Genomic DNA, 21477 nt, shown 5'->3' with positions numbered 1-21477 from the left:
TGTGCTTGCCTGCCCTGTCAGCGGCGATCTATGCCAGGGCGGCCTGGAAGCTCTCGTCCAGCACCTCCAGTAAAAAGTCCGCGTTGGCTTGACTGAAAATCATCGACGGACGCATTTTCAGCACATTGTCATGGGGGCCTTCTGTGCCGATCAGAATGCCTCGCTCCCGGGCCCCGTCGGCGACTTTTTTGGCCAGGCCTGTGGCCGGGATTTTCGTTTGGCGATCGGTCACAAGCTCGACCCCAAGGAACAGCCCAAGCCCCCGCACATCACCGATTGCATCGTATCGCTGCTGCAGTTTGCGCAAGCCTTCGAGCAGGTAGTTGCCTATGGTCAGGGCATTGAGCTTCAGCTTGTCGCGCTCGATCACCTCCAGTACCGACAGGCCAACAGCGCATGAAACCGGGCTGCCGGCAAAGGTGTTGAAGTACTCCATGCCGTTGTTGAAGCTGTCGGCGATCTCCCGGGTGGTCACCACCGCGGACAGGGGGTGGCCATTGCCAATGGGCTTGCCCATGGACACCGCATCGGGCACCACGCCCTGGGTTTCGAACGCCCACCAGTGGCTGCCGACGCGACCAAAGCCGACCTGGACCTCGTCGGCCAGGCACAGTCCGCCCTCTGCACGCACCAGGGCATAGACTTCTTGCAGGTAGTTTTCCGGGAAGAACAGTTGCCCGGCGACGCTGGGTATCGACTCGGCCAAGAAGAACGCCGGGGATCGGCCCTGTTTGCGCATGTCATCAATCTGCTGCGCGATGCTTTCGGCGTAGCGCTTGCCCAGATCCTCGAACGGCCAGTCTTCAGGGGCTCGGTAGGCATCCGGGACGCTGGCTTCGAACACGTGCGCGGCGCGGCCTTTGCCGGCCTTGCGCTTGTACTTGTAGGGGCTGAGGTCGATCAGTTCCTGGGTGGTGCCGTGGTAGGCCCAATCCAGCACGATGGCATCGTCGCGCCCGGTGTGATTGCGCGCCATGCGCAGCATGAGGCTGTTGGCTTCGCTGCCGGAGCAGCCGAAGGAAGCCACCGCCAGGCCTTGGGGCAAGGTCGCGGTGAGCCGCTCGGCGTACTCCACGAGGTGGTCGTGCAGGTAACGGGTGTTGGTATTCAGGCGCGCGGCCTGGCGTGCAAGAGCCTCCACCACATCGGGGTGGCAGTGCCCGAGGTGGCAGACGTTGTTGAAGCAGTCCAGGTAGGCCCTGCCAAAATTGTCGATCAACCACACCCCGTCACCGCGCACGAACTTGATCGGGTCCGAATAGGAAATCGACAGGTTCGGCAGCAGCAGTTCTTTGCGTTTTGCCACGATCTCTGCCTTGCTGCGCCCCTCCTGGCTGTAGGTTTCCGGGGGAATGCCCGCGAGGGCGGAGGCGTCGGGGAACAGGTCGGCCCAGACCTGCAGATAGGCCTGTTCACCGACGCCGATAAACTCGCTGGCCTGCAACCCGGTGTCGGTGGACATCTGCAAATGCAAATGCGGAATCCATCCACCATTTTCCTGATCGGTTCCCATGTAGCCGACCAGTGCGCCAGCCTCCAGATGGTCGCCAGGCTTGAGGCGCGCCAGCGCTTCCTGAGCCATGTGGCCCCACAGGGTCAGGAATGGCGGGCAACCTTCAGGTGCATGCTCAAGCATGATCAGGCCGCCATAGCCCAGGGGCTCGTGCTCGACCTCGACGCTGCGCACCACACCGGCCACCGGGGTATACAGCGGCGTTGCGGCGGGCATGATCAAGTCGATACCAACGTGCAGGACCCGCCGCTGCCCGGTGATAAAACGCGATTCGAATGCGCTGTCGGTGTAGATGGTCCTGACCTCGCCCCAGGGGCCGACGCCGAGCTTTACGTGGTGTTCCGTTGAAAACGCCTTCCACCATGCCGTCGCTTGCGCTGGGCGCTGCTCGGCCGAGGCGATCGTCATCACATGGGTGGCATCGCCGAACGGCGCGATCATCTTGTTCAGAGTCGCCGCGCCGGGTCGCACGATGTCCGCGAAGGACTGGCGGTGCTCGGCCACCCAGCTTCGGATCGCCCCCGCGCCTTCGATCGCATCGAAGCCGCAGGCCTTGCGCAGGATCGCCGTCGCCAGTCGCGGGCTCATGCGGTCCATCTTTTCCAGGAGGCGCCAGGCTGGGGCTTCGCTGATGGCCAGGTAGGGGTTGTCCTGGGTCTGTGCATGTCGCGATGCGGACAAGGTCACGCTGGTGACCAGGCGCATGGCGATGAGGTTGAACAGCACGTCCAGCTCTTCGGGGTGCAGCGGGTATTGCTCGTGGAAGCCGGCCGCCAGGGCGGCAGCGGCGCCAATCGGGTCGTCCATGTCGAGGATGGAGTAGGCGCAGGTGATGGCGACTTCGGCAATCAGGATCGTGTGCAGCGCATCGCCGAAATCGATGATGCCCGAGACTTGCTGGTGGTCCTGGGCGTCGACGAGGATGTTCCAGTCATTGCCGTCGTTGTGAATGATCTGCGCGCGCAGGCGGGAAAGCCGCGGCTGTACGTTGAGTTCGAAAGCCTCGATGAAGCGCAGCAGAATGGCCCTTCTGTCCGGGTCCTTGATGAAGTGCAAGCGCGAGCGCGAACGCCCGGCGTGACGCAGGTCCCAGTCCAGATCCCGTACCGCCCCCGGGTGCATGAAGCCCTGCAGCGCCCGGTCGATCTCACCGAACGACCGGCCCAGGTTGCGCATCAATTCGACGCTGCGATCGACCTCTGCCAGCGGCGTGCCGGGCAACCAGCTGACCAGCCGCACCGCATGGGTTTCGCCAGTGGGCGCAACCGCAGAGGCGAGAAAATCGCCCGCCAGGCTCTTCTTGAGAAAGGGCACGGTCAGCTCGGGAGTGTGGTTCGCCAGGTGGCTGAGAATGGCCGCCTGGAACTCGCTTTCGATCCGTGGCTCGGAGGCGTTGACGACTTTGAGAATCCACTCGGCCGCGGTTCCGGTGGTCAATCGGTAGTTGCGGTCGCGCTCGCCATCCAGCGGCGTGGCGCTGCCGATCACGTTGAACAGCTGCTCACCCAGCTTTTCGGCATCTGCTGTCGAGAACGAGGGCGCGGGGTGGGAAAGATTTGTCATCGTTATTATTTTCCGAGCGATATTTCAGTTAGCTTGGCATGGGGAATCCTCGAAGACAGTAGGTATGGGGTCGGCTTTGGCCGGCATATGGTCGGAATCGACCGGCATAATTTCGGTAGCAGAATGGAGGGGTGCTGATGCGCGACCTGGACGCGAAAGATCGCGAAATACTCGAAATACTGTCGAAAGAGGCGCGAGTTGCACTGAAGACCTTGGCGGCGAGGATCGGCCTTTCCAGGAGCGCGACCAGCGAGCGGGTGATCAATCTTGAACGCAGCGGGGTGATCCGGGGCTACCGCGCGGATATCGGCGAGATCGATGCCAATGTGATTCGGGCCATCTTGCTGGTGAGCCTCAAGCGTACGCCCGCAATCAGCCTGCTGGACCTGCTGGCGCAGAACTCCCAGGTGCGACGCGTCTCTTCCGTCAGTGGCCAGCTCGATCTGGTCATCGAGGTGGAATCGCGGACCATCGATGACCTGAATCGGGTGAGAGACCGGGTCGCGAGCCACGAAACCGTCGAAGACATCACCACCGCGGTGGTGCTGCGGCGCGATATCGATCGGCAGAGTTGATCACCCGGCGCCGAAGGGGCCGAACCCTGGGGAGCCGGGTTGCCAGTGCTGGCTGAAGGGAGGCCGCTGAGTGACCGCGAGTGGCTCGGGTTTTCGTGGCAGCAAGGCAGTGGGGGCCTTGAGGTCAGGCAACAAGGCGGGGGGGCGTGGTTTCCGCGTGCCAGGGATCAGGCCATGTGTTTGCAGGCGTTCATGCAGCAGCGCCACCCGGGCTTGCCCGATGGCGCCACGGTCACCAAGCCGACCGCGAGCAAGCAACCGGCCCAATGACGCGGTTGCGTGAAGCGCTGAGCGGCGGTCAGAAGTTGATCGATGCACTCAAGCGTGCGGTCAGCGGCGGGCCCTGGAACAGGTAGTCGTCCCCCAGGTATTCGCCCACGTCGCGCCAGTAGCGCTTGTCGAACAGGTTGTCCACGGTCAGGCGCAGCACTGTGTCGTAGCCATCGATGCGCGTGCTGTAGCGGCTGCCGATATTGAACACCGCGTAGCTGCCGGCCTCGACATTGCCCACCCGGTCGGCGTATTTGCTGGCGCTGTATTGCACGCCTCCCAGCAGCGCCAGGCCATCGAGCCAGGGCAGGGCGTAGTCGCCCTGCAGGCTGGCGCGCAGCTTGGGCACGTTGAGGGCCTGGTGGCCTTCGTAGGCCGGGGTGTCGGTGCCGCTGACCCGCGAGCGGATCGCCGCGACGCTGGCGGCGATCTGCAGGCGCTCGCTGGCCCAGCCGTTGGCCGAGAGTTCCAGGCCGGTGTTTTTCTGCTGGCCTTGCTGGATGTAGGTGAGCGTGCCGTTGGCATTGGGGCGCGAGTACTGGTTGGCCTGGCGCATCTGGAACAGCGCGGCGGCGAAGTTCATGCGTTGCCAGTCGTACTTGAGGCCGGCCTCGATCTGGCGCGAAGTACTTGGTTCGAGAATTTCACTCTTGTTGGTGGCGAACCACGGCGCCTCACCACCCAGGGCCAGGCCCTTGCTATAGCGGGTATACAGCGCCAGGTTGGCCAGGGGTTTATAGATCAGTGCCGCTTGAGGCAAAAACACATAGCGCTGGGTATGGCGGGCGCTATTGCCATTCTGGTCGAAACTCTCTTCATCGAGACGCACTTCGCGCCCGCCAAGCACGGTCTGCCACTGCTCGTTGAAACGGATCCGATCATTGAAGAACAGCCCGTACTGGCGACTGTCCAGGCGTCGGTGGGAGTCTTTGAGCGAACCATCGTAGCGCGGGTGGTTCTCGGGTTCGCTGTTGATATTGCCGGTGCCGATCCACTCGTTGATCGACTCGCGCTTGTCCACCACCCGCCGGAATGCACTGGTCCCGACACTCAGTTCATGGCCGAGGCGACCGGTGTCGAAACGCCCGCTGAGCACTGCCTGAACCTCGTCATTGCGCCGGGTATCGTCGGGGCTGCGGAAGTCGTAGATGTCATAGGTCCCATCGGGGCCGAAAGTGTTTTCCGGGCCGGGAACACCGCAGCCATAGCAACCCCATGCAAACGAGCTGTAATCATCAATCACCACCCGACTACGTGATGCACTGACATTGCCCTTCCAGTCATCACTGAAGCGGTACTCGAAGTTGCCGTTGAAATTCAGGGCCTCGCTGCTCACCGGCTTGCTGCCACTCTGGTGGCCGAGGAGTTTTTTCGGCGAGGCGTGATGGGGCAGGGCGCTGCCGCCCAGCAACTGGTAACCCGGCGCCGAGCGTTGTTCCTTGGTCTGGTATTCCAGGTCCAGTTGCAGCAAGGCATCGGGGCTGATGTTCCAGTCAAAGGCCAGGGAGGCGAAATCCCGCTGGCCATTGGTGTGCTCCACGTAGGAGTGCAGGTCTTCATGGGCCAGGTTGGCCCGCAGGCCGAACTGCTGCTCGCTGCCGAACCAGCCGCCGACATCGGTGGCCACATAACCGCTGCCACGGTCGTCGGTGGACACCGTGACCGAGCGCACATCGGTGGGGCGCTTGGTCAGGTAGTTGATCAGCCCGCCGGGTTCGCCGATGCCGCTTTCCAGGCCGGACAGGCCCTTGAGCACTTCCACCCTTTGCTTGTTTTCCAGGCCGACGTTCTGTTCCCCGGCAATGCTGCGGCCATTGATCCGGTAGCTGTTGGCGGCGTTCAGCGCAAAGCCGCGGACCATGAAATTCTCGTAGTAGCCCACCGGTGCATAGCTCTGGCCCACCGACGCATCATTGCTCAGCACCTCGCTGAGCAGGCGCGCCTGCTGGTCCTTGATCAGGGCTTCATTGAACACGCTGATGGAGGCCGGGGTGTCGAGCAGCGGTGCTTCCTCGAAGCCGGCCACCGATGCAGTTTCCGCCTGATAGTCCTGGTGCGCTTGCCCGGTCACGGTCTGGGTCGGCAGTTCGGTGCCCGTGGCCTGGGCCACCGAGGCGCTGCCGGCCAGCAGCAGGCCCAGGGTCAGGCGGTTGAAGGTCAATCCTGTGGTGCAGGCTTCCAGGCGGGAAGTCTGGTCAATCCGGTTCATGAACATTCCTTGAGGGCCACCCTGTGCGCAGGCGATGGCCTGGCACGGCTGGCGGTGGGCAACCTGCGCGTGAATCGGCGAGCAACGGGGACGTCCTGAGGGTGTCAGGCCGGTGCATGATGGCAGCTGGCAGGCGTCGGGGTGCGCTTGAAACAGGCGCCATCATACAAGCTGTGGTGAAGGGGTAAAGGTGGTTCAAGGGCCAGTTGGGGCGGCCGCCGCCAAAGGCCGGGTGCAGTGCCGGCCGGCGCCGCAAAGGCCTGGTTACTGGCCAGTCTCCTGGCTTTCCGGTTGCAGGCATTCGATCTGCTTTTCCAGTGACTCGACTTTCTTCAGCAGCAGCGTCAGGAGCTTTTCAGACAGTTCATAAGCCGTGTCGTCGGCCAGGGACTTTTCCAGGCGGTTGACGATTTCATTGTTCATGCTGCGGTTCTGTACTTTGGCAATGCTCTTGACTTGTGCGTGAAGATCATCCGGAAGACGAACAATGAACTTCTGGGCGGGTAAGTGCATGCGGGACCTCTAGCGTTATTTCTAAAATGACATCATAGGGAGGTCACTCCCTCGGTTAATGCAGGAAAATTCTGAAAATCAGCCATATCGGGAGCGCAAATACCCGGCATATTTCTCGCTCGATGTAATCCGGCTTCCAGCCCGAGCCGAGAAAACGCCTCAAGGGCCCGGCGCCGAGAGACAGCGGCGGCGCTCAACGGAAAAAAAACCCTGGCCGAGTCACGGTTTGCGCAAAAGTACCTATACCTAATGTGGCGCGACGCCAGCATCGCTGCGGGGCATCGCCAGGCAACCCACAAGGAGGTGCTCCATGGGCGAACAACCGTTGATCATCGTGGTCGGTGGCCTTGGCCATTTCGACGGGGCCTGGAAGCGGCTCGAGGCGCGGCTGCGTAAGCAGGGGTTCGCCGGTGACTGGCATTTTCACGATACCCGCAGCCCGCAGAATCTCTTTCGCGGAGCCCGGGTGCGCGACCTCTCCCTGGCGCTGATCGCGAAGATCAACCACCTGGCCAAGGACCGCAGGCGCATCATCCTGGTGGGGCACAGTGCCGGCGGCATGGTCGTGCGCGACGCTTACCTGGTGGCGGCAGGCGCCTACGCCGATGATTCGCAGCGGCTCGAGTGGTGGGACAAGGTCGAGGCGGTGCTGTTGTTCGCTTCCCTCAATCGGGGCTACCGGCCCTACGCCAGCGCTTCCTGGGCCTTGGGCCTGGCGCTGATGAAGCTGGTGACCCTGCAGTGGCTGTTTCTCACGCCGCCGTTCAGTTTTGCCCTGGGCTGGCTCATGGAGTTGGAGAAGGGCTCGTTTTTCGTCACCGACCTGCGTTTGGCCTGGATGCGCCACTTTCATCGTCGGGGGCAGGAGCATCGGCCTTTTGTCGTGCAGTTTCTGGGGGATATCGATGGTGTGGTCGCCCGTGAAGATGTGCGTGATACCGAGGCGTTTGCCAACTCCTACACGGTCACCATCAAGGGGGCCGACCACAACAACCTCTTCGATCCGCACGCGCCTCCAGCGGCTGAGGGGTTTACCCAGATATTGCAGGTGTTCCAGAACCCCGATCCGCAGGCGCGCAACCCCGCGCAAGCGCAGACGCTGGAGGTCAGCGGGCCCAGGCTGGTGGTGTTCGTGCTGCATGGCATTCGCGATGGCAATTCAGGCTGGGTCACCGACCTGACCGAGGCCATAGAGCAGCGCTGCAAGGACCAGGAGATCAACAGGCGGCAGCTGGAAAACATCGAGGGGGCGGATGGGACTTTCATGGAGCCGCCGGTGCTCGTCGACCGTTCCACCTACGGCTGGTTCTCGGCGATCAAGTTCGCCTTGCCCTGGGTACGGCGCAGCAACCTGCCCTGGTTCCTCGATCGCTACAGCTATCACATGGCGCGCAACCCCGATGTGCAGTTCCATTTCATTGGCCACAGCAATGGCACCTACATCCTCGGCACCAGCCTGCTGCAAGTGTCGTCCCTGAAATTTGAACGGGTGTACCTGGCCGGCTGCGTGCTGCCGCGGGAGTTTGCCTGGCAGGCGATGCTCCCCGATCGGGTCGCCACGCTGGTCAACCAGTGCAGCTCCGAGGATTGGCCGGTGGGTGGCTTGTGCCGAGGCTTGCAGCGGATCGGTTTCAGCGATGTGGGGACGGGCGGCGTCGACGGTTTCGATGACCTGGAGGGCAATCCCTACAGCACACAGACCCGCTGGTTCAACGGTAACCACGGCAAGGCCCTGCAACGGCCGAACCAGGCGCAGATTGTCGATTATGTACTCGGGCAAACCACCCACAGCCCGTTGATGCCTGATCCGACCGGGGCCGATTGGTGCCCGCAGCCGCCGGCGCGCTTCATGTTCAGGATGCAGGTGTGTGCTTCGCTCCTGGCGGTTATCAGTATCGTGCTGGTCTGCCTGGCGGGGTATGGCCTGGCCCATCACCATGAAGGGCTGGTGATGATCGCGGCGGTGCTGCTGTACTTCGTGCTGGACACCGTCTGACCCTCCAGGCCTGCCCAGGTGCCTGGCCGATACGGGCTGGCATCCAGTGCTTGGCCATCACGCAAGCGCCAACACCCAGCGTGGCGAGGGCGCTTGCGCCCGCTGGGGGGCGTAGCGGCGCCAATGGCTAGCCCGCCCAGCCTTGACCGCAAACCCCGCACTCCGGGCTAACGAGCGTTGCGCCCCGGAGCACCGGCCGCCCGAGGGAGAGCAAGCGCCTTCACCCCCCCTAGATCGCACAGAACCTTGAAAGCTGTATCCGGTTGGTTTGCCTGTCCCTGCACTCAGCGGCCCAGGCGGATCATTGCATCAGCGCCGATCCAGCCACACCGTCTGGGCGTTGCAGAACTCGCGCACGCCAAAGTGCGACAGCTCGCGACCAAAGCCGCTTTTCTTCACCCCGCCAAAGGTCACCCGCGGGTCGCTGGCGCTGTAGCCGTTGATGAACACACCGCCGGTTTCCAGCTCGTCGGTGAAGTACCGGGCCAGTTCCAGGTCCCGGGTGTAGACGGTTGCGGTCAGGCCGAACTCGCTGTCGTTGGCCAGTTCCAGGGCGTGACGGGCATCCCGGGCAGTGATGATCGAGGCCACCGGGCCGAACAGTTCCTGCTTGAACGAGGTCATCTGGTCGGTGACGTCGGCCAGCACCGTGGGTGGGTAGTAGTTGCCGGTGCCTGAGGCCTTGTGCCCGCCCAGCAGCAGGGTTGCCCCCTCGGCCAGGGTGGCCTGGACCTGTTGGTCGAGCTCGTCACGCAGGTCGAAGCGGGCCATGGGGCCGATGTAGGTGTCGCCTGCCAGTGGGTCGCCCACCACCAGGGCGCGGGTGGCCTCGACGAACTGGCGGGTGAAGGCCTCCACCACGCCTTGCTCGATGATCAGGCGCTTGGCGGCGGCGCAGACCTGGCCAGTGTTCTGGTAGCGGCCAATGACCGCGGCTTTGACCGCCTCATCCAGATCGGCATCGTTGAGGACGATAAAGGGATCGGAGCCCCCCAGTTCCAGCACGCACTTCTTCAGCGCCGCGCCGGCCTGGGCGCCGATGGCCATGCCGGCGCGCACGCTGCCGGTCAGGGTCACGGCGGCGATACGGCGGTCGACGATGGCCCGGGACACGCCGTCCGGGGTGACGTTGATCAGCTCGAACACGCCCTCAGGGAAGCCGGCGCGCTTGAATGCCTCCAGCAGCAGGTAGGCGCTGCCCATGACATTCGGCGCGTGCTTGAGCACATAGGTGTTGCCGGCCAGCAGCGCCGGCACTGCGCCGCGCAGCACCTGCCAGATCGGGAAGTTCCACGGCATGACCGCGAGGATCGGCCCCAGGGGGCGGTATTCGATGCGCGCCTTGTCGTTCTCCACCAGGGTCGCTTCGGGGGCGAGCATGGCCGGGCCGTGCTCGGCGTACCACAGGCACAGCTGGGCGCATTTTTCGATCTCGCCCCGGGCCTGGGGCAATGGCTTGCCCATTTCCTCGGTGATCATCCGCGCCATGGCCTCGCTGTTGTCCCGCAGGGCCTGGGCCAGCGCCTGGAGCCACTGGGCGCGGGCGCCGACGGGTTGGCGCTTCCACTGGCCGAAGCCGCTTGCCGCGCGGCCCAGGGCAGCGTCCAGCACCGCGTCGGATTCATAGGGGTAGGCACCGATCTGCTCGCCGGTGGCGGGGTTGATCGACAAAGCGTGGGTGTGGTTGGAGACAAGGGTCATGGCACCGTCCTGCACGGGTGGGATTGACGGCAGATTACGGGGCTGGTTCTTTGCTGAAAACTGAATAATATTGAGCAAGTCATTCATGTTTGGAGAATGCTGTGGATCTGGTCCAGCTGGAAATCTTCAAGGCCGTTGCCGAGCAGGGCAGCATCAGCGCTGCCGCGCAATTGATCCATCGGGTGCCGTCGAACCTGACCACGCGGATCAAGCAACTGGAGCAGGACCTCGGGGTGGAGTTGTTCATCCGCGAGAAGAGCCGCATGCGCCTGTCGCCTGCCGGCTGGAACTTCCTCGACTACGCGCGGCGGATTCTCGACCTGGTGGCGGAGGCGCGGCTGACCGTGGCCGGCGAAGAACCCCAGGGGCCCTTTGCCCTGGGCTCCCTGGAAAGCACCGCGGCGGTGCGCATTCCGGCCCTGTTGGCGGCCTACAACCAGCAATACGCCAAGGTCGAGCTGGACCTGTCCACCGGCCCTTCGGGCACCATGATCGAAGGCGTGCTGTCGGGGCGCCTGGTGGCGGCGTTTGTTGACGGCCCGGTGCGCCACCCGGCCCTGGAAGGGCTGCCGGTGTTCGAAGAAGAAATGGTCCTGATCGCCCCCCTGGGGCACGCCTCCATCAACCGCGCGCGGGAGGTCAATGGCGAAAGCATCTACGCCTTCCGGGCCAACTGCTCCTACCGCCATCACTTCGAGAGCTGGTTCACCCAGGACGCGGCCGTGCCGGGCAAGATCCATGAAATGGAGTCCTACCACGGCATGCTGGCCTGCGTCAGCGCCGGTGCCGGCCTGGCGCTGATGCCCCGCAGCATGCTGGAAAGCATGCCCGGTTGCGCCACGGTGAGTGTCTGGCCGTTGTCGCCGCGCTTTCGTTTCCTCCAGACCTGGCTGGTCTGGCGGCGCGGCACGGTGTCCCAGAGCCTGAGCATGTTCGTGAAGTTGCTGGAGGAGCGGGGGGCGGTACTGGCGCAGGCTTGAAAGGGCGAGGGCTGGTCAGCGATGGCGGGAATCAGGGGCGCGCTGGATAGAACTCACCGTCATCGCCCTGCACCCTGGCGTCCAGCGCCTGTGCAATGGCTTGCAGTTTGCGGATGGCTTGCGGCGTCGGGTTCTTGGTATAGAGCTCACCCAGTTGCGGGTTGTACCAGAGGGGAAAGGATTGGCCCGGCAGGGCAACCAGGAAGTCCTCGCTGCTGTTGGTCGCATCCGGGGCGACTTGGCGGTCGAGCCTCAGGTAAGCCTGCCACTGTTCAATGGTGATTTCCGGCCCGGACTCATCCGCCCAGAAGGGCTTGCGGGTGATGTGCACGTCGTAGCCGGCCACGGCCCAGGTGCTGGCCAACAACAGCAGGATTGCAAAGGCGGTACGCATTTAAAGCGGCTCCGAAATGTGCGGCGCAACGCCCGCTGAAACCTGGGCGGCCCGGGCTTGTCCTCAGCGCTTGCTCAACGCCAGTCGCGCGGCGAACAGCACGAAGATCATGCCGGTGGTGCGGTCCATCCACTGGATCACCTGTTGCCGTTGCAGCATCCCGGCCAGGGGCCGGGTGGCGCCGATCAGCAGCAGAGACCAGGCCAGGCCGATCACCACGTGAATGCTCACCAGGCCAAAGGTCCAGGCCACCAGCGGCTGGCCCTGGGGGATGAACTGGGGAAGAAAGGATACGTAGAAAATCCCCACCTTGGGGTTGAGCACGTTGCCCAGCATGCCTTTGACAAACCAGTGGGTTCCGGGTTTGTCGCCCGTACCCGCGGCAGAGAATGAGCGCCGCGGGCGCAACAGCATGTTCAGGCCCAGCCAGGCGAGGTAGGCCGCGCCGCAGTACTTGAGCAGGCTGAAGGCCAGTTCCGAAAGCGCAAGCAGCGCGCCCAGGCCAAATGCCACGGCGGCGCCCCAGATCAGGCAGCCGGCATTGACCCCGAGGGCGGCGCGCAGCGCCTGTTGCCGGCCTTCCACGGTGGCGGTGCGCAGCACCAGGGCGGTGTCCAGGCCCGGGGTCAGGGTCAGCAGGGTGGCGGCCAAGGTAAAGGCCAGGAGCGTGTCGGCGATGGACATCGGAGCATGTTCCAGAACTGGAGTTCGCGCACAGTAACAGGCTCGACTAGCGGCCGGAAGAACCCGGCATCCTGACCTGCCGAGGCTGCTCCCGAGGCCGCAGGCCTGCAAGCGGCGCTGCCCATCGGCGCTATGAAAAACGCCGCTGCAGAGGCGCCGCAACAATCTTTCGCCGGTCAAAGCGCCTGTGTATGATCGCAGCGGGCCGATGCTGCCCGCCGCTCGCTCCCCTTGGGAAAGGTGAAAGCATTGCTGTCGGTTCCAGACCCTGTCGTTTCTCTTGATGGTCGAGGTTTGGCAATGCGAGCACCCAGCGCCCTCGACCCGAGGAGGAATGATGTTTTCAATCGAGCAAGCCAAACAGATGGCCAAGCGCCTGCGCAGCGCGCTGGCCGCCGGCAACCAGCAGGTGTCCCATGCCACGGCCCTGGAGCTGGTGGCCCGGCAGATGGGCTACAAGGACTGGAACACCGCAGCGGCCTCGCTGCCCCGGCCAGACGCCGAAGCGAGCATCAGCTTCGAGCGGCCGATCCCGATCCTGCGGATGTTCGACGAAGCCAAGGCCCGGGAGTTCTACCTGGATTTCCTCGGTTTTGCCGTCGACTTCGAGCATCGCTTCGAGGCCGATCTGCCCTTGTACCTGGGCATCAGCCGCGGTGGTCTGCAGTTGCATCTGTCGGAGCACCACGGCGATGCCAGCCCGGGTTCGACGATCTTCGTACCGATGCACAATATTGAGTTGTTACGGGACGAGTTGCAGGGCAAGCGCTACGGCTATGGGCGGCCGGATATTGTCCAGCAGGGCTGGGGCCAGGTGCTGGAAGTCTACGATCCGTTCGGCAATCGGATCCGCTTCTGCCAAAGCTGATGCGGGGGGCGGACTGGGTGCGCCCGGTCCGCTTGGCCTTGGCGGGCCCCGATCAACCCCGGCGCTCGCGGCAAGCGGCCGAGACGGCGCCCGGCACCAGTCGGCGGCCAGCGCCGAAAAGCACGAGACTTCCCGCGCAAAAGCCGGATAATACCGGCCAATTTTTTGCTCGTGATGCTGGTGATCCCCCATGGAAATCAAGGTTAACTTTCTCGACAACCTTCGACTTGAAGCCAAGTTCGATGACTTCACCGTGGTGGCCGATCAACCTATCCGCTACAAGGGCGATGGCTCGGCACCGGGCCCCTTCGACTACTTCCTGGCCTCATCGGCCCTGTGCGCCGCGTACTTCGTGAAGCTGTACTGCGAGACGCGCAACATCCCCACCGACAATATCCGCCTGTCGCAGAACAACATCGTCGACCCGGAAAACCGCTACAACCAGATCTTCAAGATCCAGGTCGAGCTGCCGGCGGATATCAGCGCCAAGGACCGCCAGGGCATCCTGCGTTCCATCGACCGTTGCACGGTCAAGAAAGTGGTGCAGACCGGGCCCGAGTTCGTCATCGAGGAAGTGGACAACCTCGACGCCGATGCCCAGGCCCTGCTGATGCTCGACACCGCCTCCCAGACCCGCACCTATGTGCCGGGCAAGGACCTGCCGCTGGAGCAGACCATCGCCAACATGTCGGGGATCCTCGCCGGCCTGGGCATGAAGATTGAAATCGCCTCCTGGCGCAACATCGTGCCCAACGTCTGGTCGCTGCATATCCGCGATGCCCACTCGCCGATGTGTTTCACCAACGGCAAGGGCGCGACCAAGGAGGCCGCGCTGGCCTCGGCCCTGGGCGAGTTCATCGAGCGCCTGAACTGCAACTTCTTCTACAACGATCAGTTCTGGGGCGAGGAGATCGCCAACGCGGACTTCGTGCATTACCCGCAAGAGCGCTGGTTCAAGCCCGGCCGCAAAGATGCGCTGCCGGAGGAGATCCTCGACGCCCACTGCCTGGCGATCTACAACCCCGAGGGCGAACTGCTGGGCTCGCACCTGTACGACACCAACTCGGGCAATGTGGAGCGCGGCATCTGTTCGCTGCCGTTCGTGCGCCAGTCCGATGGCGAGGTGGTGTATTTCCCTTCCAACCTGATCGAGAACCTCTACCTCAGCAACGGCATGAGCGCCGGCAACACCCTGGCCGAAGCCCAGGTGCAGTGCCTGTCGGAAATCTTCGAGCGCGCGGTGAAGCGCGAGATCCTCGAAGGCGAGCTGGCCCTGCCGGATGTGCCCGAGGAAGTGCTGGCCAAGTACCCCGGCATCCTGGCGGGCATCCAGGGCCTGGAGGAGCAGGGCTTCCCGGTGCTGGTGAAGGATGCGTCCCTGGGCGGCGAATTCCCGGTCATGTGCGTGACCCTGATGAACCCGCGCACCGGCGGCGTGTTCGCCTCCTTCGGTGCTCACCCAAGCCTTGAAGTGGCGCTGGAACGCAGCCTCACCGAGCTGCTCCAGGGCCGCAGCTTCGAAGGCCTGAACGACCTGCCGCAGCCGACCTTCGAAGGCCACGCGGTGACCGAGCCGAACAACTTCGTCGAGCACTTCATCGATTCCAGCGGTGTGGTGTCGTGGCGTTTCTTCAGTGCCAAGGCCGACTTCGAGTTCGTCGAGTGGGACTTCTCCGGCCAGGGCGAAAACTCCAACGCCGACGAGGCCGCCACGCTGTTCGGCATCCTCGAAGGGCTGGGCAAGGAAGCCTACATGGCGGTGTACGAGCACCTGGGGGCCACGGCCTGCCGCATCCTGGTGCCGGACTACTCGGAGATCTACCCGATCGAGGACCTGATCTGGGACAACACCAACAAGGCCCTGCTGTTTCGCGAAGACATCCTCAACCTGCACCGCCTGGAGGCGCGCCACCTGCGGGCCTTGCTCAAGCGCCTGGACAACAGCGAGCTGGATGACTACACCGACATCACCACCCTGATCGGCATCGAGTTCGACGACAACACCGCCTGGGGCCAGTTGACCATTCTCGAATTGAAGTTGCTGATCTGCCTGGCGTTGAAGATGTACGACGAGGCCAAGGAGCTGGTGGAGGCCTTCCTGCAGTACAACGACAACACCGTGGAACGCGGCCTGTTCTACCAGGCGGTGAATGTGGTGCTGGAAGTGCAACTGGACGAGGACCTGGAACTGGCCGACTACGAGGCCAACTTCCGCCGGATGTTCGGCAACGAGCGGATGGACGCGGCGGTGGGCTCGGTGGACGGCAGCGTGCGCTTCTTCGGCCTGACCCCCACCAGCATGAAGTTGGAAGGGCTCGACCGGCACCTGCGCTTGATCGACAGCTACAAGAAGCTCCACAGCGCACGGGCCAAGGCGAAAGCTTGAACTCGGTCACAACCCTGATGGAAAAGTACCTCAAGGGCTAAGGGCCCACGGGGTGACAGGTGGCAAGAGAACCTGCTCTGGCCGGGGTTACCGGGCACTGCTCCGGTAGCCCCGGGGGGCGGGGTTTCTGGCCGGTGCTCGGTGGTGGCCACGGGGGGCGGCTGCGCGCCCCAGCGAGAGCAAGGGCCCTCGCCACAGATGAGCCTGCGTTCGCCCTGTCCCTTGGCGGGTCGGCATGGCCAAAGCCCCTTGTTTTGTGGGGCTGGCCAGCCGGCCCGGCGACCTCCCGAGGGACCGGCACTAGCCATGTGCCGGTATCTTGTCAGCCTTGAAAAACTGCCTATATGATCGGCGCGCCAGGCTCGCCGCGGTGGATGAGGCTGGGCGCCGCACAACCGATGCCAGTGGCCTGCACCTGTCTGTCCGGCTGGGCAAGGCACGGGTTTGATGTTCTCCAACGCTCTACAGGGATGTTCCAGCGATGAAAACCAAGATCAAGGCAGTTCCGAACAAACCAGGTGCCCTGGGCAGGGCCCTGACCGGGGTGCTGTTGGCCTCGATGCTGCTGGCGGCGCCCGCGCAGGCCCAGGCTGAGGATCGGCCGCCACCGCACGGCGCGGTGCTCGGGGCGATTCACAACGTCCCTGTGGACGCCGACAAAGACACCCTGGAGCTGGACAACGGCGTGGTCGCGACCTTCTGGTACGGTCAGGAATTCGACCTGGCCGGCAAGCACTACTACACCGCCTTTGTCTGGCACACCCGGGATCGCGAGGCCAGGAAGAACGAGGACTTTGTCGCCCCCGATGTCCAGGTGCGCCTGGCGCAGGTGACCTTCGAGCGCACCGATCCGGGCAAGACACCGGCCTATTCCTTCACCTACCTCGAGCACAAGATCGGTTTCATGGGCGGCAGCGAGCAGCCGGAGGAAGTGGACAGCTCCCGCCCGCCGCTGGAGTACCGCACCGCCGATTCGCGCCTGGTGCTGGCGGTGCCCACCGAAACCTTCGACAGTGGCGTCAGCATCAAGGGCTACTCGCTGTTCGTGTTCAATCCGAACCCGAGGTCTTATGCCGACGGCGGGGTCTGGGCCTACCTTGGCCCGGTGTTCACCGGCGAGGACAACTCGGCGGCCTGTGACGACGGCACGGTCATGCCTTGTATCGGCAGCGACGGTGAGCTGAGCTTTGTGCCGGGGGACGGCCCGATGCCGCTGGTGCAGGTCAAGCTCAGTGGCACCACCATCGATGGACCGGACAAGACCCGGGCGCTCGGTGATGCGGACAGCACCCGCTATCGCTTCGACGGCAATAAGTGGCAGTACGTCAAGCAGTGACGAGCTGGCGCAGCGGCCATTGCCGATTCGCCCGAAGCAGTGCAACGGCGCGCAATCCAGGTAATGGCCATGGGGATTTCGTCTAGATTGAAGCGCGCCCATTGCCAGGAGCACTGCGGGGTTTTCCCCTGGGCGATTTCAGTGAATCACTCTCATCCACCATGGAGTCTGCAGCATGACCGACGACACAAAAACCAAAGGCCCGGCGTCGTACTTTCCTTCGATCGAGAAAAAGTATGGACAGCCCATCGCACACTGGTTGAACTTGCTCGCCTCCCAGGGCGGCCAAAAACACATGGAGCTGGTGGCCCTGCTCAAGACCGAGCACGGCCTGGGCCATGGCCACGCCAATGCCTTGGTGGCCCATCATCTGGCCTGCGCCAAAAGCGCCTGACGATACAGGCGCCCTGCGGCGCCTTGCCCCTGGGCTGAAATTCTCCACCCAATGCCGACCCCGAACGGCCCTTTGCTTCAGAGCCAGCCACCGATGCGCTATTCCCTCGTTGCCAACAACCAGCTGCGCACATTCGATACGTCCGAGGCGCTGATTCCCTGGTGGAGCTTCACCAAGACGGTACTTGCCGCCGCCGCGCTGACATTGGTGGAGGAGGGCCGGGTCGAGCTGGATGAACCGGTTGTGGAAGGCCCGTTCACGCTGCGGCAATTGTTGCGTCACCAAGCCGGCCTGGCGGACTACAGCGCACTGGCCGACTACCACACCGCGGTGGCCAGGGGCGACGCGCCCTGGGCGCCGGAGGAGATGCTGCAACGCCTCGACGCGTCCAGGTTGCGCTATGCCCCCGGCGCAGGCTGGGGCTATTCCAACCTGGGCTACCTGTACGTGGCCAGACTGCTGGAGCGGGTGACCGGCCTGAGCCTTGAGGATGCACTGCGCCAGCGTGTATTGGCGCCCTTGGGGTTGACCCGGGTACGCCTGGCAAAGACCCCGCAAGACCTGCAGCAGGCCGTCATGGGCGCGGCCTCGACCTACGACCCCGGCTGGGTCTATCACGGCCTGCTGGTGGGGCCGCTGGAGCAGGCCTGCCTGTTGCTGGACCTATTGCTGGACGGGCACCTGATCCGGGGCCCATTGCTGGCCCAGATGCAGGCGGCCCTGCGCCTGGGCGGAGCCATTCCCGGTCGGCCCTGGAGCGCGCCCGGCTATGGCCTTGGCTTGATGCAGGGCGAGGTCGGCACTGGCCTGACCTTGTGCGGGCATACGGGCGTGGGGCCGGGCAGTGTGGTGGCGGTCTATCGCAGCCAGGACGGCCAGAACACCGCAACCTGCGCGGTGTTCAGTGCGGGAGGCGCAGAAGGGCCGGTGGAGTTCGAGGTGGTGCGCCACCTGCGTGCCGCCCTGGAGGGCGCCGGCCGGGTCAGGTGAACCGCACCAGGGCCGGTCACGGCGCGGTTGAATCCGCTTGCCCGGCGGCGTGCTCAACCAGGGTTCAGGCCTTGCATTTGACCAGGGCCAGATAGACCCCGGCGTTTTTCTCCGGCTCGATGTAATGAGCCCCCTCCAGATCGATGACCCGCTCCGGTCCCTTGACCAGCTCCAGCTCGGGCGCGCCGTCGTACCATTCATCGTTGTCGTTCAACCCTTGCTTGAAGGCGTGGAGAAAGTCCTCGCAACTGTCGAACTTGCCGTAGGTGAAGCCGCCTTGCTGGTCCCTGTAGAACCGCGAGTAGGTCAGCAGCACGATGCCCCAGCGTTCGATGCGCTCCTTGGGCGCGGACCGGGGAATCGGCTTGAGCAGGTCCTTGCGGATTTCCCAGATCTTGTGGAAGGCGTTCTTGTTGTTGTGCACCACCTTGAACTCGATGGCGGTGGAAGGCTTCTCGGCGTAGCTGTCTTCGACCCAGATATCCACCTTGCGTCGCTCGGCGGCGATCAACCAGCGGGGGACGTTGCTGCGGGCCGGCAGTTCGCTGTGGAGGCGGTACTCCGTGCGTTCATCCAGCTGGCCGCCCAGGCCGAACTTGTCGCGCTGGATATCCAGCAGCGCCGCCGACTCCAGGCTCAGCCACAGCTCGGGGGCGGAGGCGACGATGATGGATTTGAGAACGCGCTGGCGGTCGTCCTGTTGCAGGTGAGCCAGCAATTCATCGGTAAAGGCGGGGACAAAGGACATGAGATCTCCGTATCAGGTCAAAAAGGGTTGCGGCTCAGCTGAGCTAGCCGCAGGCAGCATAGAGGGCTTGGCGAACACCGCCTTGTTCCAGGTCCGATTCGGCGCACTCAAGGCCGAGCATTGTATAGGTGCTGAGTGATCGCCCGGTCTATCGCTGCTGAACAGCACCCAGCCCCAGCTGGCGCCCTTCAGAAAGGCCCTTGGGGCACGGGGATACCCAGCTGCAATTGCCGGGCTTCGATCTGCTGGTCCAGGGAACGCTTGCCACCCAGCAACTTCAGCTGTTCCAGGCCGGGGGGAAGCTGCTGCTCGAACAGCGCCAGCACGTCCAGCGCCGGTGCGTTGATGATCCGCAGGTCGGTGATGTTCGAAGCCTTGAGCGCCTTGAGCTGGCTCAGGGCCTTGAGGTTAGCCAGGCGCATCATGCGCAGGTGGGGAGCCGCGGCCAGATCCAGGCAGCTCAATTGTGCCTGGTCCTCGATCTTGAGGATTTCCAGCTGGGGGAAACCGCCCAGGTCGAGCTGGTTCAGGCCACGTACCCGCAGGATCTCCAGCTCGGTGAGCTGCGCGTGGTGCAGCTCCGGCATGGCGTCGCGGCTGCCGAAAGTGACCGCAAGACTGCGCAGCCCCGCCATGGCGGCGACCATGCCCAGGCTGGTCTTGGCCGGCATGCGGTGCAGGGATAAAGCGCTGATATTCGGGCACTGGGCGAGGGCGTCGAGGTTGCGGCTCTGCACGCTGATGGACAGGTTGTGCAGCTCGGGCATCTGCGCCAGCGGCGCCAGATCGATGGCCGCGCCCTTGTCCTGGGAGAGGCGCAGTTGCTGCAGTTGCCTGAAGTTGGGCAGGGCCAGCAGGTCGGGCAGGTGGGCGCTGATCACCTGCAGGGCAAAATCCTTGAGCTGCGGCAACTCGCCCAGGATCTCGTGGTGCTGCAACTGATCCAGGCAATCCAGGCTCAGGGACTGCACGTGGGGCAGGGCGGACAAGGTCCGGCCATCAAAGGCGCTGCCGGGATAGTGGCTGTAGAAGCGCAGGTTGAGGCGCTGGCCGAAGCGGGCGCAGAGGGCATCGATGGCCTGGAGCAGCTCGGTATCGTACTGCTCGGCGTTGGCGAACTGGACGATCACCCGGGCCTGCGGGTCGGCCTCCAGCCGGGCGCTGACTTGCTGGTCCAGCCCGGCCTGGTCGGGGGCTTGTATTCGATGGGGAAACATCCGCGGTCCTGGGTGATTGTCGCTGCCGCATCATGCCATCGCCCGCTCTGGGTCGCCATGTGCAGGCGGCCCGGTGGTGCTGCGGGCCGCTGCGGTTCGACGGGGCTTGCCGGCTTAAGGGTCCACCTGGGCCATGAGTTCCGCCACCGATTCCGGGCGCTTGGCGTAACGCTGGGCCAGCACCGCGCAGACCATCAACTGGATCTGGTGGAACAGCATCAATGGCAGGATCAGCACGCCCATGGTGCTGCCGGCGAACAGCACCTGGGCCATGGGCACGCCGGTGGCCAGGCTCTTTTTCGAGCCGCAGAAGAGAATGGTGATGCGGTCTTCCTGATCGAAGCCGAACAGCTTGCCCAGAACGCTCGAGGCCAGCAGCACCAGGGCCAGGAGGATGCAGCAGGCGACCACCAGCCCGGCCAGTTCCCACAGCGGGATCTGGTGCCAGATGCCTTCGATCACCGCCTCGCTGAAGGCGCCGTAGACCACCAGCAGGATCGAGCCCTGGTCCACGAAGCGCAGCCAGTTCTTGTTGCGCCCGACCCAGGCGCCGATCCAGCGCCGGGCGATCTGCCCGGCAATGAACGGCAGCAGCAGTTGCACGCTGATCTTGAGGATCGCATCCAGGGTCGAGCCGCCATCGCCGTGCACGTTCAGCAGCAGGGTCACCAGCAGCGGGGTGAGGAAGATCCCGAACAGGCTGGACGCCGCGGCGCTGCAGATGGCCGCGGGGATGTTGCCCCGGGCCAGGGAGGTGAAGGCAATCGCCGATTGCACCGTGGCCGGCAGTGCGCACAGATACAGCATGCCCATGTACAGGTCATTGCCCACCAGCGGCGACAGTAGCGGCTTGAGGGCCAGGCCCAGCAGCGGGAACAGCACGAAGGTCAGGCCGAACACCAGCAGGTGCAGGCGCCAGTGGCCGGCACCGGCGATGATCGCCTCGCGCGACAGCTTGGCGCCGTGGAGGAAGAACAGCAGGCCGATGGCGATATTGGTCAGCCAGCCGAAACCGACCGCCACCTGGCCGCTGGCGGGCAGCAGGCTGGCCAGCAGCACCACGCCGATCAGGGTCAGGGTGAAATTGTCGGGCAAGAGACGCGAGCGAGTCATAAGGGGATCATCCGGGGGTTGCCAAGT

General features: G+C 64.1%; 17 protein-coding genes. 8 read left to right on the top strand and 9 right to left on the bottom strand.

Annotation, left to right across the window (positions count from 1 at the left end):
* Positions 1–28: 28 nt before the first annotated feature.
* Positions 29–3076 (bottom strand): aminotransferase class III-fold pyridoxal phosphate-dependent enzyme, encoded by a 3048-nt coding sequence (locus tag ACZ5BO_RS22625; RefSeq protein WP_464696534.1) that lies wholly within the window; start codon positions 3074–3076, stop codon positions 29–31.
* Between the two features lie 137 nt (positions 3077–3213).
* Between ACZ5BO_RS22625 and ACZ5BO_RS22620 the strand changes: the two genes are divergently transcribed.
* Positions 3214–3651: an Lrp/AsnC family transcriptional regulator gene (locus ACZ5BO_RS22620; RefSeq protein WP_025126658.1), complete on the top strand. Its 438-nt coding sequence runs from the start codon at positions 3214–3216 to the stop codon at positions 3649–3651.
* A 298-nt stretch (positions 3652–3949) separates the two neighbouring features.
* Here the strand turns inward: ACZ5BO_RS22620 and ACZ5BO_RS22615 are convergent, their stop codons facing one another.
* Both ACZ5BO_RS22615 and ACZ5BO_RS22610 read right to left on the bottom strand, forming a co-directional pair.
* Positions 3950–6130: a TonB-dependent siderophore receptor gene (locus ACZ5BO_RS22615; protein WP_464696533.1), complete on the bottom strand. Its 2181-nt coding sequence runs from the start codon at positions 6128–6130 to the stop codon at positions 3950–3952.
* Between the two features lie 264 nt (positions 6131–6394).
* Entirely contained in the window at positions 6395–6643 is a 249-nt protein-coding gene (locus tag ACZ5BO_RS22610) for an Arc family DNA-binding protein (RefSeq protein ID WP_025126660.1), read from the bottom strand.
* Positions 6644–6953: 310 nt separating this feature from the next.
* Between ACZ5BO_RS22610 and ACZ5BO_RS22605 the strand changes: the two genes are divergently transcribed.
* Positions 6954–8639 carry an alpha/beta hydrolase gene (locus ACZ5BO_RS22605; protein WP_464696532.1) on the top strand — a complete coding sequence of 562 codons (1686 nt, stop codon included), beginning with the start codon at positions 6954–6956 and terminating at the stop codon, positions 8637–8639.
* A 309-nt stretch (positions 8640–8948) separates the two neighbouring features.
* On the opposite strand, the gene ACZ5BO_RS22600 is transcribed toward ACZ5BO_RS22605, so the two are convergent.
* A complete protein-coding gene (locus ACZ5BO_RS22600; protein WP_464696531.1) occupies positions 8949–10340 on the bottom strand; it encodes an aldehyde dehydrogenase family protein in 1392 nt (463 codons plus the stop codon).
* A gap of 101 nt (positions 10341–10441) precedes the next feature.
* Between ACZ5BO_RS22600 and ptrR the strand changes: the two genes are divergently transcribed.
* The gene (ptrR, locus tag ACZ5BO_RS22595; protein ID WP_464696530.1) at positions 10442–11320 is read left to right on the top strand and encodes a putrescine utilization regulator PtrR; all 879 of its coding nucleotides are present in this window, start codon (positions 10442–10444) and stop codon (positions 11318–11320) included.
* 31 nt (positions 11321–11351) lie between these two features.
* Here the strand turns inward: ptrR and ACZ5BO_RS22590 are convergent, their stop codons facing one another.
* Both ACZ5BO_RS22590 and ACZ5BO_RS22585 read right to left on the bottom strand, forming a co-directional pair.
* A complete protein-coding gene (locus tag ACZ5BO_RS22590; RefSeq protein ID WP_464696529.1) occupies positions 11352–11714 on the bottom strand; it encodes a hypothetical protein in 363 nt (120 codons plus the stop codon).
* Between the two features lie 63 nt (positions 11715–11777).
* A complete protein-coding gene (locus ACZ5BO_RS22585; protein ID WP_464696528.1) occupies positions 11778–12398 on the bottom strand; it encodes a LysE family translocator in 621 nt (206 codons plus the stop codon).
* Positions 12399–12735: 337 nt separating this feature from the next.
* Between ACZ5BO_RS22585 and ACZ5BO_RS22580 the strand changes: the two genes are divergently transcribed.
* The 5 genes from ACZ5BO_RS22580 to ACZ5BO_RS22560 all read left to right on the top strand — a co-directional run bounded on the left by ACZ5BO_RS22580 (position 12736) and on the right by ACZ5BO_RS22560 (position 18372).
* Positions 12736–13266, top strand: coding sequence for a glyoxalase superfamily protein (locus tag ACZ5BO_RS22580; protein ID WP_464701349.1), 531 nt, complete (start codon positions 12736–12738; stop codon positions 13264–13266).
* 190 nt (positions 13267–13456) lie between these two features.
* Entirely contained in the window at positions 13457–15652 is a 2196-nt protein-coding gene (locus ACZ5BO_RS22575; protein ID WP_025126666.1) for an OsmC domain/YcaO domain-containing protein, read from the top strand.
* A 481-nt stretch (positions 15653–16133) separates the two neighbouring features.
* Positions 16134–16988 carry a hypothetical protein gene (locus tag ACZ5BO_RS22570; protein ID WP_025126667.1) on the top strand — a complete coding sequence of 285 codons (855 nt, stop codon included), beginning with the start codon at positions 16134–16136 and terminating at the stop codon, positions 16986–16988.
* Between the two features lie 175 nt (positions 16989–17163).
* On the top strand, positions 17164–17382 hold the full coding sequence (locus tag ACZ5BO_RS22565) for a DUF4287 domain-containing protein (protein WP_464696527.1): 219 nt from the start codon (positions 17164–17166) through the stop codon (positions 17380–17382).
* Positions 17383–17475: 93 nt separating this feature from the next.
* Entirely contained in the window at positions 17476–18372 is an 897-nt protein-coding gene (locus ACZ5BO_RS22560) for a serine hydrolase domain-containing protein (protein ID WP_464696526.1), read from the top strand.
* Between the two features lie 64 nt (positions 18373–18436).
* Here the strand turns inward: ACZ5BO_RS22560 and ACZ5BO_RS22555 are convergent, their stop codons facing one another.
* The 3 genes from ACZ5BO_RS22555 to ACZ5BO_RS22545 all read right to left on the bottom strand — a co-directional run bounded on the left by ACZ5BO_RS22555 (position 18437) and on the right by ACZ5BO_RS22545 (position 21450).
* On the bottom strand, positions 18437–19120 hold the full coding sequence (locus tag ACZ5BO_RS22555; protein ID WP_025126669.1) for a hypothetical protein: 684 nt from the start codon (positions 19118–19120) through the stop codon (positions 18437–18439).
* 188 nt (positions 19121–19308) lie between these two features.
* Complete coding sequence (locus ACZ5BO_RS22550) at positions 19309–20337, bottom strand: leucine-rich repeat domain-containing protein (RefSeq protein WP_464696525.1); 1029 nt, start codon at positions 20335–20337, stop codon at positions 19309–19311.
* A 114-nt stretch (positions 20338–20451) separates the two neighbouring features.
* Positions 20452–21450: a bile acid:sodium symporter family protein gene (locus ACZ5BO_RS22545; RefSeq protein ID WP_025126671.1), complete on the bottom strand. Its 999-nt coding sequence runs from the start codon at positions 21448–21450 to the stop codon at positions 20452–20454.
* Positions 21451–21477 lie beyond the last annotated feature (27 nt).

The sequence above is a fragment of the Pseudomonas sp. FFPRI_1 genome (assembly GCF_055384485.1).
This window is presented reverse-complemented; position numbering and strand designations above follow the sequence as displayed.

Bases quoted from the DNA above. Each gene is read 5' to 3' on its own strand.
- ACZ5BO_RS22625 (WP_464696534.1), bottom strand. From the start codon at position 3,076: ATGACAAATCTTTCCCACCCCGCGCCCTCGTTCTCGACAGCAGATGCC.
- ACZ5BO_RS22620 (WP_025126658.1), top strand. From the start codon at position 3,214: ATGCGCGACCTGGACGCGAAAGATCGCGAAATACTCGAAATACTGTCG.
- ACZ5BO_RS22615 (WP_464696533.1), bottom strand. From the start codon at position 6,130: ATGAACCGGATTGACCAGACTTCCCGCCTGGAAGCCTGCACCACAGGA.
- ACZ5BO_RS22610 (WP_025126660.1), bottom strand. From the start codon at position 6,643: ATGCACTTACCCGCCCAGAAGTTCATTGTTCGTCTTCCGGATGATCTT.
- ACZ5BO_RS22605 (WP_464696532.1), top strand. From the start codon at position 6,954: ATGGGCGAACAACCGTTGATCATCGTGGTCGGTGGCCTTGGCCATTTC.
- ACZ5BO_RS22600 (WP_464696531.1), bottom strand. From the start codon at position 10,340: ATGACCCTTGTCTCCAACCACACCCACGCTTTGTCGATCAACCCCGCC.
- ACZ5BO_RS22590 (WP_464696529.1), bottom strand. From the start codon at position 11,714: ATGCGTACCGCCTTTGCAATCCTGCTGTTGTTGGCCAGCACCTGGGCC.
- ACZ5BO_RS22585 (WP_464696528.1), bottom strand. From the start codon at position 12,398: ATGTCCATCGCCGACACGCTCCTGGCCTTTACCTTGGCCGCCACCCTG.
- ACZ5BO_RS22580 (WP_464701349.1), top strand. From the start codon at position 12,736: ATGTTTTCAATCGAGCAAGCCAAACAGATGGCCAAGCGCCTGCGCAGC.
- ACZ5BO_RS22575 (WP_025126666.1), top strand. From the start codon at position 13,457: ATGGAAATCAAGGTTAACTTTCTCGACAACCTTCGACTTGAAGCCAAG.
- ACZ5BO_RS22570 (WP_025126667.1), top strand. From the start codon at position 16,134: ATGAAAACCAAGATCAAGGCAGTTCCGAACAAACCAGGTGCCCTGGGC.
- ACZ5BO_RS22565 (WP_464696527.1), top strand. From the start codon at position 17,164: ATGACCGACGACACAAAAACCAAAGGCCCGGCGTCGTACTTTCCTTCG.
- ACZ5BO_RS22560 (WP_464696526.1), top strand. From the start codon at position 17,476: ATGCGCTATTCCCTCGTTGCCAACAACCAGCTGCGCACATTCGATACG.
- ACZ5BO_RS22555 (WP_025126669.1), bottom strand. From the start codon at position 19,120: ATGTCCTTTGTCCCCGCCTTTACCGATGAATTGCTGGCTCACCTGCAA.
- ACZ5BO_RS22550 (WP_464696525.1), bottom strand. From the start codon at position 20,337: ATGTTTCCCCATCGAATACAAGCCCCCGACCAGGCCGGGCTGGACCAG.
- ACZ5BO_RS22545 (WP_025126671.1), bottom strand. From the start codon at position 21,450: ATGACTCGCTCGCGTCTCTTGCCCGACAATTTCACCCTGACCCTGATC.